The sequence below is a fragment of the Pseudomonadota bacterium genome (assembly GCA_039033415.1).
GTDB lineage: Bacteria > Pseudomonadota > Gammaproteobacteria > Xanthomonadales > SZUA-38 > JANQOZ01.
In genome coordinates, this window is record JBCCCR010000030.1 from 67,722 (window position 1) to 86,388 (window position 18,667).

At 61.0% G+C, this 18,667-nt stretch carries 12 protein-coding genes; 6 read left to right on the forward strand and 6 right to left on the reverse strand.

Annotated features, from left to right (window positions below):
- Positions 1 to 21: 21 nt before the first annotated feature.
- Both AAF358_21255 and AAF358_21260 read right to left on the reverse strand, forming a co-directional pair.
- Positions 22 to 2,910 carry a patatin-like phospholipase family protein gene (locus AAF358_21255; protein MEM7708094.1) on the reverse strand — a complete coding sequence of 963 codons (2,889 nt, stop codon included), beginning with the start codon at positions 2,908 to 2,910 and terminating at the stop codon, positions 22 to 24.
- A 195-nt stretch (positions 2,911 to 3,105) separates the two neighbouring features.
- Positions 3,106 to 3,567 (reverse strand): YHS domain-containing (seleno)protein, encoded by a 462-nt coding sequence (locus tag AAF358_21260; GenBank protein ID MEM7708095.1) that lies wholly within the window; start codon positions 3,565 to 3,567, stop codon positions 3,106 to 3,108.
- 101 nt (positions 3,568 to 3,668) lie between these two features.
- On the opposite strand from AAF358_21260, the gene AAF358_21265 reads away from it, so the two are divergent.
- Together AAF358_21265 and AAF358_21270 are read left to right on the forward strand one after the other, a co-directional pair.
- Positions 3,669 to 4,580 (forward strand): AraC family transcriptional regulator, encoded by a 912-nt coding sequence (locus AAF358_21265; protein ID MEM7708096.1) that lies wholly within the window; start codon positions 3,669 to 3,671, stop codon positions 4,578 to 4,580.
- A gap of 148 nt (positions 4,581 to 4,728) precedes the next feature.
- Positions 4,729 to 5,094, forward strand: coding sequence for a TraR/DksA C4-type zinc finger protein (locus AAF358_21270; GenBank protein ID MEM7708097.1), 366 nt, complete (start codon positions 4,729 to 4,731; stop codon positions 5,092 to 5,094).
- A gap of 8 nt (positions 5,095 to 5,102) precedes the next feature.
- On the opposite strand, the gene AAF358_21275 is transcribed toward AAF358_21270, so the two are convergent.
- On the reverse strand, positions 5,103 to 5,369 hold the full coding sequence (locus AAF358_21275) for a DksA/TraR family C4-type zinc finger protein (protein MEM7708098.1): 267 nt from the start codon (positions 5,367 to 5,369) through the stop codon (positions 5,103 to 5,105).
- Positions 5,370 to 5,390: 21 nt separating this feature from the next.
- Positions 5,391 to 6,767, reverse strand: a complete 1,377-nt coding sequence (locus AAF358_21280; GenBank protein MEM7708099.1) for a hypothetical protein — start codon at positions 6,765 to 6,767, stop codon at positions 5,391 to 5,393.
- A gap of 223 nt (positions 6,768 to 6,990) precedes the next feature.
- On the opposite strand from AAF358_21280, the gene AAF358_21285 reads away from it, so the two are divergent.
- The 4 genes from AAF358_21285 (at position 6,991) to AAF358_21300 (ending at position 13,949) form a co-directional block, all read left to right on the forward strand.
- Positions 6,991 to 8,010, forward strand: coding sequence for a hypothetical protein (locus AAF358_21285; GenBank protein MEM7708100.1), 1,020 nt, complete (start codon positions 6,991 to 6,993; stop codon positions 8,008 to 8,010).
- Positions 8,011 to 8,144: 134 nt separating this feature from the next.
- Positions 8,145 to 9,176, forward strand: coding sequence for a nitroreductase (locus AAF358_21290; protein ID MEM7708101.1), 1,032 nt, complete (start codon positions 8,145 to 8,147; stop codon positions 9,174 to 9,176).
- A 248-nt stretch (positions 9,177 to 9,424) separates the two neighbouring features.
- Entirely contained in the window at positions 9,425 to 11,029 is a 1,605-nt protein-coding gene (locus tag AAF358_21295; GenBank protein MEM7708102.1) for a hypothetical protein, read from the forward strand.
- Between the two features lie 142 nt (positions 11,030 to 11,171).
- Positions 11,172 to 13,949, forward strand: a complete 2,778-nt coding sequence (locus AAF358_21300; GenBank protein MEM7708103.1) for a tetratricopeptide repeat protein — start codon at positions 11,172 to 11,174, stop codon at positions 13,947 to 13,949.
- 39 nt (positions 13,950 to 13,988) lie between these two features.
- On the opposite strand, the gene AAF358_21305 is transcribed toward AAF358_21300, so the two are convergent.
- Both AAF358_21305 and AAF358_21310 read right to left on the reverse strand, forming a co-directional pair.
- Positions 13,989 to 17,921, reverse strand: a complete 3,933-nt coding sequence (locus tag AAF358_21305) for an NHL repeat-containing protein (protein ID MEM7708104.1) — start codon at positions 17,919 to 17,921, stop codon at positions 13,989 to 13,991.
- Positions 17,839 to 18,667: NHL repeat-containing protein (locus AAF358_21310; GenBank protein ID MEM7708105.1), on the reverse strand; the 829-nt coding region annotated here is incomplete at its 5' end. The genes AAF358_21305 and AAF358_21310, both read right to left, overlap by 83 nt.

Genomic DNA, 18,667 nt, shown 5'->3' on the forward strand with positions numbered 1-18,667 from the left:
TAAAGCCGGTTTAGGCGCGCCTCAGGGGTAACGCTCGCCCAGCAGACCGCGGTTGCCTCCGAATAGCCAGTAAAACATCCCCGGCAAATCGTTGATGCCCAGCAGGAGGTAGTTGTCCTCGCCGGCGAAGCCGCTGTCAAAAGCCCGGTCGCCATAGGTCAGTCGGAGCTTGTCGCCGAGGATCCCGACGTAGGCGCTGTAGCCCGTCACACCCCCGTCGAAGGCGCCGCGCCCCTGCCAGGTATAGCTATAGCTGGGTCCGATGCCAATACTGCTCAGACCCAGACTGTCGAAATGCCGGCTAAGGTAGAGATCTCCCTGAGTGAAACGGACCGTGCGATCACGGTTGCGGCTTTTCAGCACCGGGGACAGCCTGGCGCCGACCGACCAGCGGGTGTTCAGGTAATAACGGGGCTCCCAGGACAGGCTGCCCATGCCGTCGTGCAGGTCGGTGCCAACCGAATAAGGCAAGAAGTTAAAGCCGGTCGGTCGGTCGGCGGTCGACAAATACATTCCATCGCCGTTGTCGGGAACCGCTGCCGATTCGGCCACCCAGCGCACGGCGCCCAGCCCGCCGCGGATGAGATTGGATGTTCCGGCCGCGGAGGCTGCCTGCTCCGCATACGGTTCACCCGGTCGCTCCCCCGGCAAGGTGCCATAGCCCGAGCGATCTTCGAGCACCATGAGCCGATCGGTGGCGCTGCGGATCAGATCGATGTACCAACGCTTCACGTGCGCTTCGCTGAACCGCACAATCCGGCAAACCACAACGCTCAGATCGCAGTCTTCGCCGGACGGCTCGCGGTAGGCCTCCGTGCAGGCCAGCAGCTTAAACAGCCGAATGTTGACGTCGCCGGACTTGAGGGCCGCCGCCTCGCATGCCGCCGAAAAGTTGGCATTCTGTCGCACCTGAACCTCAAGCGCTACGGGGAGCGCGCGCCCCAGCGCCAGCAGTCGCTGAGTCATTCGCTCTGTCTCGTCCACACGGAGGTCTGCCAGCCACTCCCAGGACCAGCCTTCCAGGTTTGCGAGGAAACGGATGATCGTATTGCCCTGGCGATGTTCCGGGTCTGTGCACAGCGCACCGTTTCCACAAAGCAGAAGATAGACCTGCTCTGAGCGCTCGGCCATGCAGTCCGAGAATTGTGGTTCCCCGACGTAGGGCTCACACTCGGCACCGGTTAGATTAACCAGCGCATCGTAGACCCCCGCGTAGTAGTCGTAGCGGCGAAACGACTCGTCGAGAAAAGCGCCAAACGCCCACAGCAGTTCACCAACTACTCGGGGGTAGCGGGACGTGAGGTAGAGTCGTCGATCGCCCAGCGAGTCGTCCTGGAGATGGCTGATCGTCTGCGCAAGCTGACGCAGGTCACGTTCCGCATCGTCGAGGTTGCCCAGGGCCGCGCTCATCCATTCGGCGAGCTTGCCCCGCCTTAAACGTAGTTCGTTGGCGGGCGTGTTGGCGCCGCCAAACGGATTGAGGTTGTATTGGCGTTCAAGCTCGACCGCCATATCGATCATGCAGGCCCGCGCGGTCTCCGGATCATCCCGGGAGGGCGTGGCACTGATGCAGTCGAGACCGGGGTCAGTCCAGAGTCGAAACAGCGGCTCGCAAAACTGCCGCGGGCCAATCGACGCTCCGCCGACCTCCAGCACCCTAAGGACAAGGGCGCAGGCCTGCTGAGACCAGTCACCATCGCGCAGCGTGTTATAGAGCTCATAGTTGCGGGCAGAGCTGAAAGCACCACCGAGGAAGGCAAGCTGGCTTTGTAGATCATTGCGGCGCGGATCGGCATGCAGATCGAAGTCCTCTTCGACCTTATCATCGCTTCTCAACACGTCCGGATCGACATAGACGTAGGCGAAACGCCTCGCGGCCCGCCCGTAATCCTCGGCTGTCGCCACGTCGTCCTGACGCGGTTCAGCAAGCGCCTTCGCCGCGCCCAGCGGGATGTTGTCAAAGACGCCGCCGTCAACGAAACGCTCGTTGGACACCAGGCGATAACCCTGGGGACAGCCGGACGCCGACCGGAAACCGGCGGACGGCTCACAGTATTCGAGGAGGGTGGGGCTGAAGGCGACGGGAAAAGAGCTTGAGGCCAGTAGGGCCGACTTCACTTGACTCGGCGCCAGGTATTTTCCGTTCACGGTTGCCGGCAGCATGATGAGGTTACCCAGATCCGGGTCCGAAATGCTCAGCGCTGGATCGTCGGTGGTCACGTCGGCCTGAAACACCATGCGGTGGCCGTTTGGGCCCTCAACCGTGCGCGCAACCATGGCAACAAGAAACCGCGAGTTTTCAAGCTCAACGCCAGCCTGATTGAGTTTTTGCGCCTTCACGCGCGTCACGGTGAAGGCCAGCGGAACGACACAGTCCGGGCGGAAGCTGCCGTTGTCGGCAACGAACTGGATGTCGTCGAACGCCTTAGACAAAGCCGTTCGTGAGAACAAGCCGTCTGTTTCGCCGTAATCGAGCTGCTCACCGTCAGCCAACGCACCGGCAAACGGCAGCAGCTCGTCGATGCCTACTTCTCGCCAGGTCTTGAAAAATAGATTGTCGTAAAGCTCGTTTGCCGTCAGGCGCGCCGCCTCGCGGGACCGGGATTTCTGCGGCGCGTCATCGAGGCACCAGCTCACCGCGGTCAGCAGCGTATTGATACTGCCTGCCGATGCGCCGGTGGCAGCCCGCAGGTCCGGCTTGCGGGTTTCGAGCGAGCCTTGCCCGCGCCGGGCCTTGAGATAGCGCACAACGCCCCAGTTGACGCCGGCCTGATAGGAACCGAGGCTGACGCCGCCGCTGCTGGCAAAAACAAAAGGTACAGATTCGGGCTCGAGCGCCGCGCTCGAGCGGCCCAACCCGGGAATGGTCGCGGCGAGAAACGCAAAAAACAGACGATAAAAATGCTTCATGAGGTCCCCTCCTCGGATCAGCTAGGTATGGATGCTACTCCATTGATGGGACGCTAAATCAGAGAGATATCCTCACGTAGATTGTTCGGGCCGAATTTGGCGGGCGACTTTCAGGGTGGAAATCTTAAGGGGGCACTGAGCCAGCCGAAAGTATGGGACGAAGCCGCTCGATGATCGAGCGGCTTCGCGATGTGCTTAGAGGTCTCTGGCAGCAACCGTTCGGATCTGGGGCCAGTTGGCGTCCGCCTTGGCGATGTTGCCTGGGATATCCTTCTTCCAAACGTTGTAAGCCTGGCGGTTTTTGTTGACGTAAAGTCGGCCGTCAACAATCTCGAAGGCTTTGCCGTCCACCTGGAACTTCTTGCCGAACGAAGCGCCGAGCGCGCAGTAGCCGCCGTAGGCCGGCGCGTATTTTTCGGGGTTGGCCTGGAACAGGCTGCGGTTGCCTGCCGAGGCGAATCGATAGACGGCGCCATCGTATTCCACGGTGAAGTCGGCAGAGCCGCGCACCGGGCGTCCCTCCGTGAAATAGGCCACGGCATCGTGGCCAGCCAGGATCACGTTATTGCGATCGGTGGCGGTCTCAACGCCGGCGGAGGCCGTGGCGGCGACAGCGAGCAGCGCACCGGCTGCAATCATTCGGATTAGCGCGTACATGGTTTTTCTCCTAACTAGAGTTTCCAAAAAGATTTGCTGAATCAGTGAGACCATCGTAGGCTTCGGGGGCGAAGGAAAATATGCCTTAAATCGCTCTAGACATGTCAGAAACCGTTGTAGAGCCCAGCGATCCTTTGAGCACGCTGCTACGCCAGGTCAATTTTGGCGCCAACGTGATTTTTCGCGCGCAATATTGCGGCCGCTGGGCGGTAGACACATCCGGCAGCAATCAGGTGCCTTTCCACCTGGTCTCGCGCGGCGAAGGGTGGCTTCACGACCATAGCGGCCCGCCCCGAAAGCTCCTGCCTGGCCACCTGGTGCTGTTTCCCCACGATCGTCAGCACCTCCTTTCGGGCAGCGCGGCACCGCCTGACCGCGCGGTGATCAACCAGGGACCGCCGCCGACAATCTCGGAACCCGCCACCCGGCTGGTTTGTGGGTACTTCACGTTTGACCGGCAGGCGGCCGCGCCGCTGCTCGCCGGGCTCCCGGCAACGATGGTCCTCGACCTCGCCCAGGCACCTAGCCCCAGCGCCCGGCAGCTCGTTGAGCTTTGGATGGCCGAAGCGGCAATCCCAAAGCCGGGCGGCGACGTTGCTGTGGATCGGCTCGCCGAACTGGTATTCATCGAAATGCTGAGGCTCGAAGCCCAGGAAGGGCGGCTCGGCGGCGTCTTCAGCGCGCTGAGTGATTCGAGGCTCGGGCCGCTGCTCGCATCGATTCATCGCGATCCGGGTGCTTCCCACCCAGTGAAGGCACTTGCTGCAGCCTGCAACCTCAGCGAATCCGCGTTCGTTCAGCGTTTCAAGAAAGCGGTAGGCACAACGCCGGGACAATACGTCAAACACTGGCGCCTGCAGCTAGCCGCTAGAGCCTTAGCCCAGACGAGCCGATCGACAACCGACCTCGCAGCAGCAGCGGGCTATGAATCAGAAGTTGCCTTTCGCAAGGCTTTCCGACGACATTTTGGCGAGAGTCCGGGGCGCTACCGTCGGAGCCGTCGCAAGCCCTAGTTGCCCGCGTGCCTCGGAATGCATATTGGACCTCTCGGCGTGCAGCGGTTCGTTCTTCCCGTCCTACGAGACTCGTAGACGCGACACCGAAGTCTGAACGCCGTCCCGCCATCGGCTCCTGGTGTTTTCGACAAATGGAAAAATGGGCATGATGACGATTCCCAACGCGAACTTATCCATGGCTGAACCCGATCCACGAACCGCTTTGCTGAGGCTGCACGACGAGCTTATGAAAGAGGCTGAAGCGTTACGCCACAGCACCGCGACTGTCGAGCTGGACCAGACCCGACAGGGACGACTGACGCGCATGGACGCCATGCAGGCGCAGCAAATAGCGATTGCCGCAGCGCGACGCAATCAGCTGCGAATCCGCCAGGTAAAGGCAGCGCTGACCCGTTTGGACAACGGGGAATACGGCGAGTGCATCATGTGCGGAGAGCTGATCGACCCACGGCGCCTCCGAGTCGATCCCACCAGCACGCGTTGTGTTCCCTGCCTCGAAAGTGGCGAGTAGGCTATGGTTCAGCGCAGCTGACTGTCTTTGCTGCCGCGCCGGTTATAGCCAGAATACGCTTTGGCCTCCTCGTCGAGTGCTGACTGGCAGGCTACGCAGAGCCTGACGCCGGGTACCGCCACTCGGCGCGCTTCGGGGATCTCCACGCCACACTCTTCGCAATGCTGCAAACTCTCTCCCCGGGGTAGCTGACCACGAGCGCGAGCGACGGCATCCTCAATCGTGGCGTCGATCTGCTCCTGCACGTTGCCGTCTTTGGCAAATCCTCCGGCCATTAGCGAACCACCATGCCGCGCTCAATCGTCTTCGTTGATGTCGAGGGTCATAGCGTCCGGACCCCGAAGCAGGGTCCAGTTGGAAACCGCCACCGCATCGCGGGAGGTCAGCCGAGCCGGTGCTGCCACCGGCTCGGGCTCAAGGGCCACACCATCGGGCAACAGGTACATGGTGGTTGTCATGGTGTCCTCGCCTCGGGCCTTGCCGTCAACAATGGCCGGACGATAGCGGGTGAGCTTGGGAAACTGCTGCCGTGCCCGGGAGCTGTCGCGCGATCCGGCGCTGGTTTCTGACACCTTCGCGCTGCGGATACGGCCATCGTCGGTGACGCGGAACTGAAAGGTCACCTGTCGATCATCGCCGGCAACTTTGAACGGCGCCATGTCGCCGTAACGAACCAGCTGCGGTTCGGCAAACTGCGGCAGCCAATGCGCCCCATCCGGTCCGGCGGCGGCCGCCACAGCGTAAGCCGCTTCGTACTGCGCGACAGCCTGACGCTCGAAATAGCGCTGCATCAGCCAGTCGCCAAACACCAGCCGCGCCTCTACTCGTTGATCAACCGAGAAAGCCTCTGGCTGACTTTCCATCAGCTCGATGATGCGTTCATACATGCCGCGTGCGAACTTCCCGCGATAGCCGCCTCGATAGGCGTGGGCCATACCGCGCAGCAGCGGCAGCGACTCTGGTCGATCGGGCCCCCGACCCTGAACCTCGCTCAGCGCCTCATGAAAAACCGCAATCGCGCCATCGTATTCTCCGAGAGACCGCAGCCAGGTGCCGTAACGCGCCGCGGCGGCAATGGCCTGGGGACTGGTCTCGCCATGGTTCACGCGATGGAGCTTGACGGCCAGCTGCTGCTGCTCATTGGCCAAATGACGATCACCCAGCGCCTGCAGGACGTCGGCCTTGGCGTAGGTGAGCGGGATCTGGGCGTCGTTTTCGGTGCCCCATTGACGGTGGGTGATGTGCTGGGCGCGGGAATAGGCTTGCAGAGCTTCGTCATAGCGCCCTCGATTGCTGAGCGATGCGCCAAGAAAGGTCAGGGCTCGGATCAGCTTTTCACTGTAGAGCGGCAGCTGCCCAGCCAGCAGGTCTTCCGCGAGAGTGAGGTCAGCGTAGGCGAGATCATGATCCTCCCGGAGCAGTCGGCTGATCCCCACTTCGGCGAGCGCCACGGCGTACTCGGTACTCGTATTCCCGTTCTCCGCTTCCGCTAGATCGCGCAACCGGATGGCCATCTCAAGCGCGTCGTCGCTGCGCCCACCCTCTCGGGCTTCAAAATAGCGATCCCAAAGCTCGGCGCTGTCGTCGCCAACGCCGGGCTGCTGGGGCGCCTCGGCGGCAAAAACCGGATCAGAAACCACAAGCCCGATCAGCAGCAGGCTAGCTAAGGTCATAGAAGCTTTCATCTCGACGATCCCCTTGCAGCTATCGGTCACCCTAGCAGCATTGGCTCAGCGCTCTCAAGACAGTAAACCTACGGACTCCAAGGGTGCTGCCTGCGAGAGGTGCCGATCGAGCTCCGATAAACGGGGCGGGATGGATTCGCTCGAACCCAGCTTTCTCGTTACGCGGCGCGTATACTCGCCGGTCCGCCGTTTGACACACGGGCTCACCGCCATGCACCCCATCGCCAAGCAGCTGCTCGACCAACACGTCGAGTTTGAACTGGAGGCGCTAACCGACAAGCGTGTGCAGACTTTTCTTCGCGATGCCGTAAAGCGTGGCTTTGATTTCGCCGAGGACCAGACTCTCAGCGCGCTGATCACCCAAAAACGGTGTGTCTCCGCAACCCGCCGCCTGCTCGCCGATTCGCGAATGCCGCCGACCGTCACCGATTTTGGTGTTTCACTCTTGCTTCGGTTTCGCGAGCAGCTGGCAGAATCTCAGGTTGAACTTCGAGATCTGATCGGCCCGGACGGGTATATCGAACTGGTAGAACTGGTTGTCGGCCTGCACGAACCCCGCCGCAGGCTGCTCGCTGAAATATTCCGCCATCCATTATATAGCGAGCTGATTTCGAGCCTCGTCTATGAAGCGCTGTTGAACTACCTGATCCAGGACAATCTCATCACCCAAAAGGTCCCTGGCGTTGGATCGATGCTGAAGCTGGGGCGGAAAGTGGCAACGCGCGCTGTCCCGGGTCTGGACGCGACGGTCGAACGTCAGCTCAAGAGCTTCATCAAAGGCTATTTGCCCTCACTGATCAAAACTTCCGAACAGATTGTGGATGCGGCGATGACCAGCGACAACTTGGTCGATCAGTTTTCTGAGGCGTGGCCCGCTATCGGGGAAGTAAAGCTGACCAACCTGACCGAAGACCTTCAGGCGGAAGACGTTGAACGCTTCGGCACGTGGTTAAAAGACACGTGGGACGAGCTTCGTCAAACGGATTGGTTTATGGAGACAGCCGAGTCTCTGATCGGGCACTGTTTCGATCATTATGGCGATCAGCCTGTGGCGCAGTTGCTCAACGACTTTGGCATCAAGCGCGGCATGGTGAACAAGGAAGTCCTCGCTTTTGGCCCGCCGCTGCTGAAACAACTTCGCGCTTCAGGCGTCCTCGCGGAGCTGTTAAGGATGCGCCTGCAGCCGTTTTACGAGTCGGCAGCGGTCTCAGATCTCCTTGAGAGGCGCTGAAGCCAAACGACAGAGGCTAGTGGATATCCACGGTTCTAGCTTGCTGACCATGCTGCTAGCCTGACCGTGGTCGGTAGCCGGCCAAGCTCCGCTTGTTCGGCCGTCAGCAACTAAGCTCAACACGGGAGAGACCTATGACCGGTCAGGCCGCCGCACCCTGGCTCATCAGCGCTGAGGACTTTCCACGCAGCGGATCTCGGCGGGAACAGCTGGCGTTCCTGGTTGGCTACGCGATCCTGGCGCCTTCGGGCCACAACACACAGCCCTGGTTGTTTCGCGTCTCCGAGACCCAAATCGACGTATACGCCGATCGCACCCGCGCGCTGCCGGTCGTCGATCCATTCGACCGCGAGCTGACGATCAGCTGCGGCGCGGCGATCAGCTTTCTCGAGCTTGCTGCCCGCCGGTTTTCTTTGGCGGCAACCGTCACGTTGCTCCCCGACAACAGCGAGCCGGACCTTCTGGCTCGGGTAGCCTTTGACTCGGGAAGTCCGACAACGCAGAGCGAAAACCAACTGTTTGAGGCCATCGGAATCCGCAGAACCAACCGGACCAGCTTTGCCATGGAGCCCGTGCCCAAAGACTTTGCCGAGGCCTGCACAGCGTGCGCTGAACGACAAGGCATCGAAATCCGGCTGCTGGAAACCCAGCGAGCGCGGAGCGAATTGGCCAGACTCGTGAGTGAAGGCGACCGCATGCAGTTCCATGATCCACGTTTTCGGCGAGAGCTGGCCTGCTGGGTGCATTCCAAGCGTCTCGGCAGCCGCGACGGCATGTCCGGCGAAAGTTTTGGTTTGCCGGATATCCTTGCCGGGGTTGGCCGCATGGTGATCCGCAGCTTTGATATCGGAGAAGGCGTTGCTGCGTCGGACGAAGACAAGGTGCTTGCCGGCACCCCGGCACTCCTCGTGTTTGGCTGCAAGGAAACGCCTGAGGAATGGCTGAAGGTGGGTCGAGCGCTGGGGGAAATCTCGCTTCTGGCCACCGCTCACGGCCTCTCGATTTCCTACCTCAACCAGCCGATTGAAACCGACGCGCTCCGACCTGAGGTGAGGTCAATCGCGGATCTGCGCCTCGAACCACAGCTTCTGCTTCGGGTCGGGCGAGCCACGGGATCCGTCAACCCAACGGCGCGTCGGGATCCCGCCGAGGTGATGCTGGACTAGCGCTAGCGCGCGCTTGAAACCGCGTTTGTCGGTGCGTCCATAGCGCACCAAACGTCCAAAGAACTCCAAGAGCTCGGAGAACCGTGTGCATTCGGCGCTGGTGATGCGTTGGCCTATAGACAGGTTCAACCATTTCGGCATGCCGCAACAACGGCGGCGTAGGGAGACTCACCGTGACTGCTTCGATCCACACACACCGCAGAATTTGGCCTCTTGCCCTGGCCTGGCTGGCCTCGTTGACGATAGGGGTGACCGCGGTTGCCCCCGCATTTTCTCAAGCCTTTACCTACCAGGGAGAACTCACCCTCGACGGAGAGGTGCTGAACGAAGCGGTAGATTTCGATTTCTCGCTGTGGAGCGCGCCAACTGCCGGGCTGCAGATTGGCGTCAACGACGAACAGCTGGCGGTGGCCGTGGTGAACGGCACCTTTACCGTCATGATTGATGCAGGGAGTGATGTTTTTGACGGCGCCGAGCGCTGGCTGGAGATTGCGGTTAGGCCATCCGCCGGCAGCAGTCCTTACACGGTTCTCGAACCGAGGCAGCCCATTTCCCCGGCGCCTTACGCCGCGTATGCGCTTGACGGCGCAGCCGGGCCCATGGGCCCGCAGGGTGAACCCGGACCCGCCGGACCGCAGGGTGACCCGGGGCCGGCTGGACCCCAGGGTGACCCCGGGCCGCCGGGCGCCACGCCCTGGCAGGTGAACGGGACGACAGCGTTCTACAACGCCGGGAGCGTCGGACTGGGCACCGATACGCCGCAGTCTTCCGTTCACCTGACCAGCGCTGATCTTGGGCTGCAGACGGCACCGCAGTCGCTCCTGGGCGAGGACCTGCTGGTTGAGGCGAGTGACGCGGTGCTGGGCCTCTACAGCAGCCCGGGCGGAACCAACGGCTCGGCAATTGTGCTGGGAGAGATGAACGCCGGCACCCTCGAAGGTAAGTGGACGATGCTGAAGCGCACCAGCCAGGCCGGGAATCGCCTGTTTTTTACCTATGGCGCCAACCCTAACTATGCGCTCAACCCAGTGCGGGTGGCGTTCCATCCGGACGGCTTTTTCGCTATGGGTACTGACGCCCCGTTCTTCAGCCCAGAGAGCACGCTAACCATCAATACCGGCACCGACCAGCACGGTGTGCTGGTGTTTGCCAATTCACAGCTGGGTAGCGGCATCGGGCTTCACGCAGGACCTATCGGCTTTGCCAGCATGCCGAAAAACGCGTTCTTTAACGGCGCCTGGCAACGTTTTGACGAAACGATGGGCGCCTTTTTGCAGGAAGTTAGTCCATCAGGCGTCGTCGATTTTTATGTCGCACCGGCTGGGCCTAACCCGATTACCTTCAGTCGGGCCTTGAGGATCGGCACCGATGGAACCGTCGTGATGCCCGAAGACGTAACGATTGACAGCGCCAACCTGACGGTTGGGGGTACGCTGGAGGGGCAGGCGCTCACCTTGGATGGCTCGACCACCATCAGCGCTGCTGAGCTCAACGTGCTCGATGCTGGCGTCACAGCCCCGGCGTTTCTGAATTTTTATGTCCGCGCACCGGGCGCCAGCCAAACCTATTATCGCTATGACCCCAATACGCCGGACGATTTTGTCGTGACGCAATTCGGCTGTCATGCGCAGACCGCTGACGGTCTGGCCACCGCAACAACAATTCGTCTTTCCGACGGCGCCGGCGAATCGCTTGATTGCGTCATCGGCGCTGGACTAGATGATTGCGTTGTTACGGGCCTGCTCGTCTTGGCACCCACTGAAACGCTCGCGGCGACCGATGACGGCACCGGCGTCTTCGGCAATCCTGCAAACCTCAACTGTACGGTGGAAGGGCTGGTCAGCGCCCTGTGATGTGTGACTGCCAGCCGGCAATGGGCTAGCGGCCTGGAGGACATTCTTTTCCCGTCAATACCCCGAGCGCCCTACGCGCCGTCGAGATGCCAAAGCCGATAGCTATACTGGTGCAAACCATGCCAAGCACCAGGTGAGCCGTATGGACCGGAGCTCTAACCAGAATTCAGAAGATCGCTTCAAAACCGGCGGTGCCATCGAAGCGATGGATGAGTTATCGGCCGTTGAGGACGCAACCGGCCAGGTGATCGGCGACTACACGATCGAGGCGAACCTCGGCGAAGGCGGCATGGCCCGCGTGTATCGTGCACAGCGCTCTGATGGCGAGTTCGAAAAAGCGGTGGCCATCAAGCTGATGCTGAACGCGCGACTGACGCCACGCCAGCGCGAGCTGGCTTTTCGCGAACGGCAGATCCTGGCGGAGCTGAGCCACCCCCATATCGCCCAACTGTTTGACGCGGGCGCCACCAGCGAAGGCATTCCGTTCCTGATCATGGAGCTGGTCGACGGGGAACCGATCGACCGTTTCTGCCACGAGCGTCATCTGACGATCCGGCAGCGCGTATCGCTGCTCATGCAGGTCGCCGCGGCCACAGGCCATGCACACAGCCATCTGATCATTCACCGGGACATCAAGCCCTCCAACGTGATGGTCACCAATGATGGCGTGCCCAAACTGCTGGACTTCGGCGTCGCCAAGCTGGTGGACCGTGATGACCAGGATGGTGATCCGACCCAGGCCTTAACGCCTGGTTTCGCCAGCCCCGAGCTGATGCTGGGTCAGTCCGTCACGATCGCGAGCGACGTCTATCAGCTGGGTTTGCTGCTGCTGCACATGCTGGTCGAAAAACCGGTTGTGGAGCACACCTGGCCGGAGTCGATTCTCAGAGCGTCCGAAGCACGCGGCGTCGAGTTTGAAGCCCATACCTTGGAAAACATGCCGGAGGACCTGTGGCAAATTGTCAGTAAGTGTTTGCAGCCCGATCCTGGACAACGCTACACGGACGTCAACGCGCTTCGGGCAGACCTGCAGCGTTATCTGAACAATGAGCCGATCCAGGCCCGACCGCCAACGCTCGGCTATCGGCTTAGCAAGTTTGTTCAGCGCCACACGGCGCCGGTAGCCGTCGGCGTGCTGGCTGTACTGGCCCTATCGGTCAGCACGTTCTGGTACCTTCGAGAGGTCACGGAGGCCAGAAGCGTTGCGGAGGCTAGAGCGGAAACCGCAAGCCGAGTAACCCGTACGCTGTCGACCCTGATCAGCGAAACGTTTCGCGAGCTGATCCGGGCCAGTGCCGGCGAGAATGAGGATGGGCCAAATCAGTTCATTCGGTCCTCGCTGGCCACGACGGCCCAGGTGGTTGAAGACCAGCTCGCAGACGAACCTTCGGCCCGAGCCGAAGCCTTGAACGTGCAGGCCTCACTCCAGCAGCTTCTGGGCAATCTGGACGAAGCCGAGTCGCTATGGCGAGAGGCGAGCACCGTGGCTGACCCCGCGGGGCAACCGCAGCTGGTGTTCGACACGCAGATCCACCTCGCCAATCTTTACCAGCAGAAAAATGACCCCGACCAGGCTGAGGAATGGCTGGCGCAGGCCGCGCTGACCTCCGAGACCGCCGACCTGTCTCCCGATCAGCGACTCACCTTACTGCAGTCGCAGGCTCAGCTGCTCGCGGTCAAAGGAGACTTCGAAGCGTCGAATCAGGCGTATGAAAAAGTCGCCAATCGTCTGGCTGAGCAGAGCGAGCTATCGGTGCTCGGCCGGCTGCGCGCCTACAACGAGCTTTCGGTACACAACAACATTCAGCGCCGGATGGATGAGGCCATCAGCTGGGCAGACAAAGCGATTGCCCTGGCACAGCAGGAGCTGCCCTCCGATTCCTATGAGCTGATCGCGCCGCACAACGCCGCTGGCTGGGCCCACCGCAGCAACCGTGACTTTGATCAGGCGCTATTTCATTTTCAGCAGGCGCTCGCTTTGGCGAGGGCAAATTTTGGCCGTTTCAATCCGCAGGTAGCCGACGCGCATAACGCGATGGGCGCTATCAACTACAGCCAGCTGGACATGGTCTCAGCCGCTGATCACTTCACAGAAAGCCTGCAGATTGCGATCGAGCTGTTCGGGGAAAAGCACCTAAACGTCGCCGGCGCTTACTCCAACGCGGCCACCGTTTTGCTGGACGGTGGCCGTATCGACGAAGCAATTAACTACTACGAGACAAGCATCGGCATCGCCCGGGAGATTGGTGACGGGGGCGCTCGGGCCTTGGCCCTTGCCCTTCGCAATATGGCAAAGACCCAGGCGCTGATCGGCAACTGGGATGAAGCGGAAGATCTTTATCGAGAAGCGATTGCCTTTCGGCGTGAGGTGTTCGGCCCGGACGGTCAAATGACGCTCGAAGCGATGATCTATTTTTCCGGCTTTCTGAGCGGCCGGGAACGCCACGACGAAGCGGGCACTTTGTTTGATGAAGCGATGACCGGGTTAAGAAAGGACACGGAACCGGATGACTTTGGGGTCTTAAGCTGGAGCCGCTACGGTTGGCCGGTCGAGCTGGCGCGGGGCAATACGCCCGAGGCACGGGAGCTTCTGGAGCTGCTGATCAAGGATTCAGGCGAGGCTCGAGACTACGGCTATATCGAAGACACGAAGCTTGCGACCCAGCTGGCCGAATTGTGTATGGGGATCGACGACCTCAGCTGCGCGGGCGACGCGCTGGAACAGGCGAAGCTGGGCATGAGCAGCGCGCCGAATCACCCCTACAGCTTTTACCGGGACACGGTAAACGTCACCTACCTCGAACGCACCGAACGGTCAGCGGAGGCTGACACGCAGCGAAGAACGCTGGTGGACAAACTTCGCTCCAGCTATCCCGGGCGTGACGACCTTCTGACGCGTCTCGGCGCTGGCGGGGATTAACCGAGGGGTACCGTCTTCCAACGATCCTCCTGACTCTGGCTACTCGAAACTGTCGGCAAACAGTTTGCTGCCAGAAAGCTGATCAACCTGGGCCGCAGCGGGCAGCGAGCTAAGCCCCTCATCATCACGGGCAACAACGGCCACGTCGTGGATCCCGGAAAAGTCGCTGAAGATCTGCGTCTGGACGCTGTAGTTGCCGCCGCCGTTGTTCTGCATGGGCAGCCGCACCTCCTCGCAGTTAGGTAACGTAACAATGGCCTCTACGGAGAGGATTTCACCGGTGCTGGTGACGCCGTCGGCGACCAGCTCGACCGCCGTAACGCCGTCGATGGTGGCTGGCGCGTTCACGGAGGCGATCAGCGGCTCGTCACCGGCCAGCAGGACACCGGACCCCAAGGAGTAGCTTCGGGCGAACAGCCCATCCGTGAATTCGTTGCCGATCCCGTTACCGTTGTCGTCGAGCAACGGCCGCTGGCTGCGCTCGGAAAAGCGAATGCCCTGGCGCGCGATGTTGAAAGCCTGTCTGACGGTTGCGCCGTTGAGCACCTGGCCCCAGAAAAACCGAGAAAAGCTGATGTCCTCATCCAGCACGAGGTTACACCGCAAGGTGTCGCCATCACTGGCGATCACGATGCGATCCTCGCCGGCCGGCGGTGCCAAGACCGGCACAAAATCGCCAGACAGCTCACCGTCATAAACCACCACCGCTGGCCCCGGCAGCGCTGCCTGAGCGGTATCCAGCCAGGCGCTGAGCTGAACGGCGGTCAACACTTCACCGCTGTTGAGCCGCAGGCCACCTCCTTCCGAGACCCCGACAAGATAGAGCGCCAGATCCTGACCGTCCTGAGTGGCCCAGTCGGTGATCGCGAACTCCAAATTGGCGAGCGTGGCCGCCGCGTCCAGACCGGCTATGCCCGTGTTGCTCAGGTATTGAATGTCATCACACAGGCTTTGGTTGCATGTGCTCCCGTCGGGTCCGTAACCCTGCTGCAGCAAGGCACTGTAGGCGAGCGCCGCATTGATCCGGATTGGCTCCGCCTCCGAATCGCTGGGCTCACCGCCGGCAACAATAATGGCCTTGCGGCGCAGCGGATTATCGATCGTCAGGAAGGCGACCTGCGGCACCGCCGTATTGCCGACGGCATCCTGTGCGTAGACGGTGAGCTGATACGTGCCCTCACTGGTGAAGCCGTTGAACGAGGCCGAAAAATTGTCGGTGCCAGGATCTCGTGCCAGCTCAACTGTCGGCAGATCTTGTACAGGATTGTCAGGGGAACCCGGATTGAAGCCCGGCGGGCGCAGCACCATCCAGACCCGGCCAATACCATCACCGTCGGTCACGTTCGTCGCGTCTACGGTCGCGGAGCTCCCGCTGGGCGGGCTGACCGACACGGAACCAATCTCCGGTACCTCGCCGAAAATTTGAGTGCCATTGCCGATGAACTGACCGGCAAGCCTGGCCAGATCGAAAGTGGAATTAGCGACGCCGTCACCGTCTGACTCCACCATGGGCGTTTGCTGGGGAAACGACGTCGACTGCGTTTGCGAGGCCAGCGTGAATGCGTCTTCCAGCGACAAGCCGTTAAAGATATGGGTCCAGAACTGGTTGGAAAACGACAGCGTTCCTTGGGAGACAAAGTAGGCGTTCTCGTCGGCACCCGAGCTGGTGATGACGATCCGGTCGAACTGATCGGATCGCGTTTCATCCAGAAACGAGCCCGACTGGCAGGCATCATAAATCAGCGTTGCGCCTCGGCTGACGCCCGCCCCCTGCCAGTTATCCAGCAACGTGCCAACGGCCCCCGCTGACAGGGTCTCGGTACCGCTCATGCGAAAGGTGTCCAGGCCGCCGTGATCGATGAGATAGACGATCAGATTCTCGGCGTCAGCAGCAAAAGTGGCGAACGCCTCTGCCAGGTTGGCAACGGAAGCGGCGCCGTCGACGTCATCGGGGAGCCCATTTCCATCGAGGTCGAGGTCGGTGTCATCCGACAGATAAAAGATGGTCTCTTTCGTGAAGCCCTGGCTGACGAGCACCCGATACGCAAAATTCGCGTTGTTTTGAGTCGCGTCCCAGAGCGCATTACCTGGGTAGGGCCCGCCGCCGGCCACCATGATGACCTTGGTGTTGTCAGACACAATCTGCGGATTGAAGGTTTGGACTCGACTGAAACGCCTGTCCACCGTGACCAGCCGGCCGTCGTCTAGCTCCGCCATCTGATCGACAGAACCGAAGGCGCCGGGTATCGAACCGAAACGGCCAACGGTGGACAAGAACTGGCCGTCGGGCGAGAAGATCTGGACCCGGTTTTGCCGATCTGAAATCGCCAGATTACCGGTACTCAACACCTGAATGCCGGCCGGGGCGTCAAGCTCGCCGTCCCCGGTGCCCGGCTCACCAAAGGTGGCCTCCAGCGTGTGCGGATCGTTGCCGTTAAGATCCAACGGCGGCGCATATCGATAGATGCGGTTGTTGTACCCGTCGCTGACGTAGAGTCGCTCGTTGCTGTCTACGCCCACGCCGTTAAAGATCAAGGCAGCTTCTCCAGGGGCCGGATCGAGGCGAGTTTCCGCCAGGACCTGGCCGCTGGCGCTATAGCGGATAACTTTCCGCAGGCGAAAATCGTGAACGTAGAAGTTGCCGGACGGGCCAATCACCAGGCTGTTCGCAAAGGTCAGCTCGCCGATACTCCGCTGTGAAATATCGGGCGCCGTGGCCAGGGCGCGGGTGTTCATATCTCCGTCATCCGGCAGCACAGCCGAACGCGAAAAGGGTGTATTGCCAAACTGATCCCTGAAGTAAAGACGGTCCGCCTGACCGACATTGCCGACCGCAAGAACCGGAAAAATACTCTCGACATACACCGCAATCGCCGTGGTCGCCTCCGCTTCCGAGCCCACGTCAAAGCCCGACCAGCCGCCCCCGGTTCCGTCATTCAGGTAATAGCGATTGACCTGATCAAAATTTCCGACCACCACATCGACATACCCATCGGTATTGATGTCGGCGAACGCCAGATCCCGAGAATCAAAAACGTCTTCTGTCAGGTTGGTGGGCGCAGCAAAGGTACCGCCGATGTTGGCAAAGACCTGGTTGCTGCCGTTGCGGGCTATGACAAGATCAAAGGTGCCGCTGCGGTCGACGTCAGCAAAACCGGCGGCGAGGATGGTATCGGAGGGGCCGCCGATGAGCTGTCCGGCCGTAAAGCCGCCGGCGCCATCCCCCAGATAGATCCGGCTTTGACCCGCGGCGTTGCCGACAAAAAGATCCATTGTGCCGTTGTCGTCCACGTCTGCTGCGGCCAGTGCACGGGTGTCATCCCCAGCTCCGAAGGTGCTGCCGGCCGAGAAGTTGGCTGAGCCGTCATTCAGGAACACGCGGTTGGCCGCGTCGGCGTTGGCGGTAACAATATCGATACTGCCATTGCCATCGACATCTGCAGCCACCACCGCTCGGGTGTCGTCCGTGCTCGTGCCCAGAGCCACGTCAGTGTTGATCAGGGCCGGGAAATCACCCAGCAAAATAGCGTTCTGACCCGTTCGACCGAAGACAAAATCCAGCTGACGGTCGTTGTCGAGGTCCGCCACCGCAATCGACTGAGTAACACCCGACTGCGTATTGAACGGCCCGAGTGAGGGCGGAAATCCAGGGTTGGTGCTGGGAATCACCAGCTGATCCTCTCCCTCGTTCCCGACAAGGATCACCTGGGACAAGAAGGTGGGCTGCGAGATCGTTGCTGTTAACTCAGGGGGGTCGGCAGGCTGACCCGACGCGGGTGGGTCATATAGATAGATCGCCCCATCGCCGGCACCGTAGAGCCCCCCGTCTGCGCGCTGCGCTATCAAATCAAGCCGTTCGGCCAACGCGTACTCAAATTGATACTGGCCGTCACCATTGAATGTCTGGATCCGCGTTCCACCAGTGCTCCTCCCGTGGCTCACCAGAATCTGCCCAGCAGCGTTGCTCGTCACGCTGCTGGGGGGCCTGGAATCGCGACGGCCCGGTGCCCTGCGAGGAGAAAGTCGTCTGCACCACGCCCGCCGAGTCGGTCTTCACGATATCGCCGGTGAAGAGATTGGCGAGCACCAGCTCACCCGTCGGCAGAATGTCGATGTCACCCGCCGCCAGATTGAGCCCTTCCTCCTCGAGTATCGGAGATTGTTCCCGCAGGAAGTTGCCGGACAAATCGAAAATCTGAATTCGGTTGCCGCTATCGCCGACCAGCAGCTCGTCGGAGGTGTTGATCGCCATACCCCGGGGATTTACGAACTCGCCAGCGCCAAAGCCCAGCGAGCCGAACTCCAGGAGAAACTGCCCGTCAGAATCGAACTTCTGGATTCGATCAGCGCCGTGGGAAGCAACAAAGATGTTGCCGGTTTCATCCACCAGCGAGGTTGCAATGGTGGTGAACTCACCGGGACCGAGACCCGGGCCACCAAAGCTGAATTCAAATTCGTGCGGTACCGTTGGGTCGTCACCGCCCGGTGCCGAAAACTTCACCATCCTCGAGTTGCCCAGGTCGGCGATGTAGATTGCATCAAGACCATCGATGGAAATATGCCGGGGCAGGGAAATCTCGCCTGGACCGTTTCCCTCGGAGCCGAACTCCGTCAGGTAAACACCGCTGCTGGAAAACTTCTGAATCCGGTTGTTGCCGCGGTCGGCCACGTAAACGCTGCCCGCAGAATCGACGACAACCGATTGCGGCGTGTTGAAC

Bases quoted from the DNA above. Each gene is read 5' to 3' on its own strand.
- AAF358_21255 (MEM7708094.1), bottom strand. From the start codon at position 2,910: ATGAAGCATTTTTATCGTCTGTTTTTTGCGTTTCTCGCCGCGACCATT.
- AAF358_21260 (MEM7708095.1), bottom strand. From the start codon at position 3,567: ATGTACGCGCTAATCCGAATGATTGCAGCCGGTGCGCTGCTCGCTGTC.
- AAF358_21265 (MEM7708096.1), top strand. From the start codon at position 3,669: ATGTCAGAAACCGTTGTAGAGCCCAGCGATCCTTTGAGCACGCTGCTA.
- AAF358_21270 (MEM7708097.1), top strand. From the start codon at position 4,729: ATGATGACGATTCCCAACGCGAACTTATCCATGGCTGAACCCGATCCA.
- AAF358_21275 (MEM7708098.1), bottom strand. From the start codon at position 5,369: ATGGCCGGAGGATTTGCCAAAGACGGCAACGTGCAGGAGCAGATCGAC.
- AAF358_21280 (MEM7708099.1), bottom strand. From the start codon at position 6,767: ATGACCTTAGCTAGCCTGCTGCTGATCGGGCTTGTGGTTTCTGATCCG.
- AAF358_21285 (MEM7708100.1), top strand. From the start codon at position 6,991: ATGCACCCCATCGCCAAGCAGCTGCTCGACCAACACGTCGAGTTTGAA.
- AAF358_21290 (MEM7708101.1), top strand. From the start codon at position 8,145: ATGACCGGTCAGGCCGCCGCACCCTGGCTCATCAGCGCTGAGGACTTT.
- AAF358_21300 (MEM7708103.1), top strand. From the start codon at position 11,172: ATGGACCGGAGCTCTAACCAGAATTCAGAAGATCGCTTCAAAACCGGC.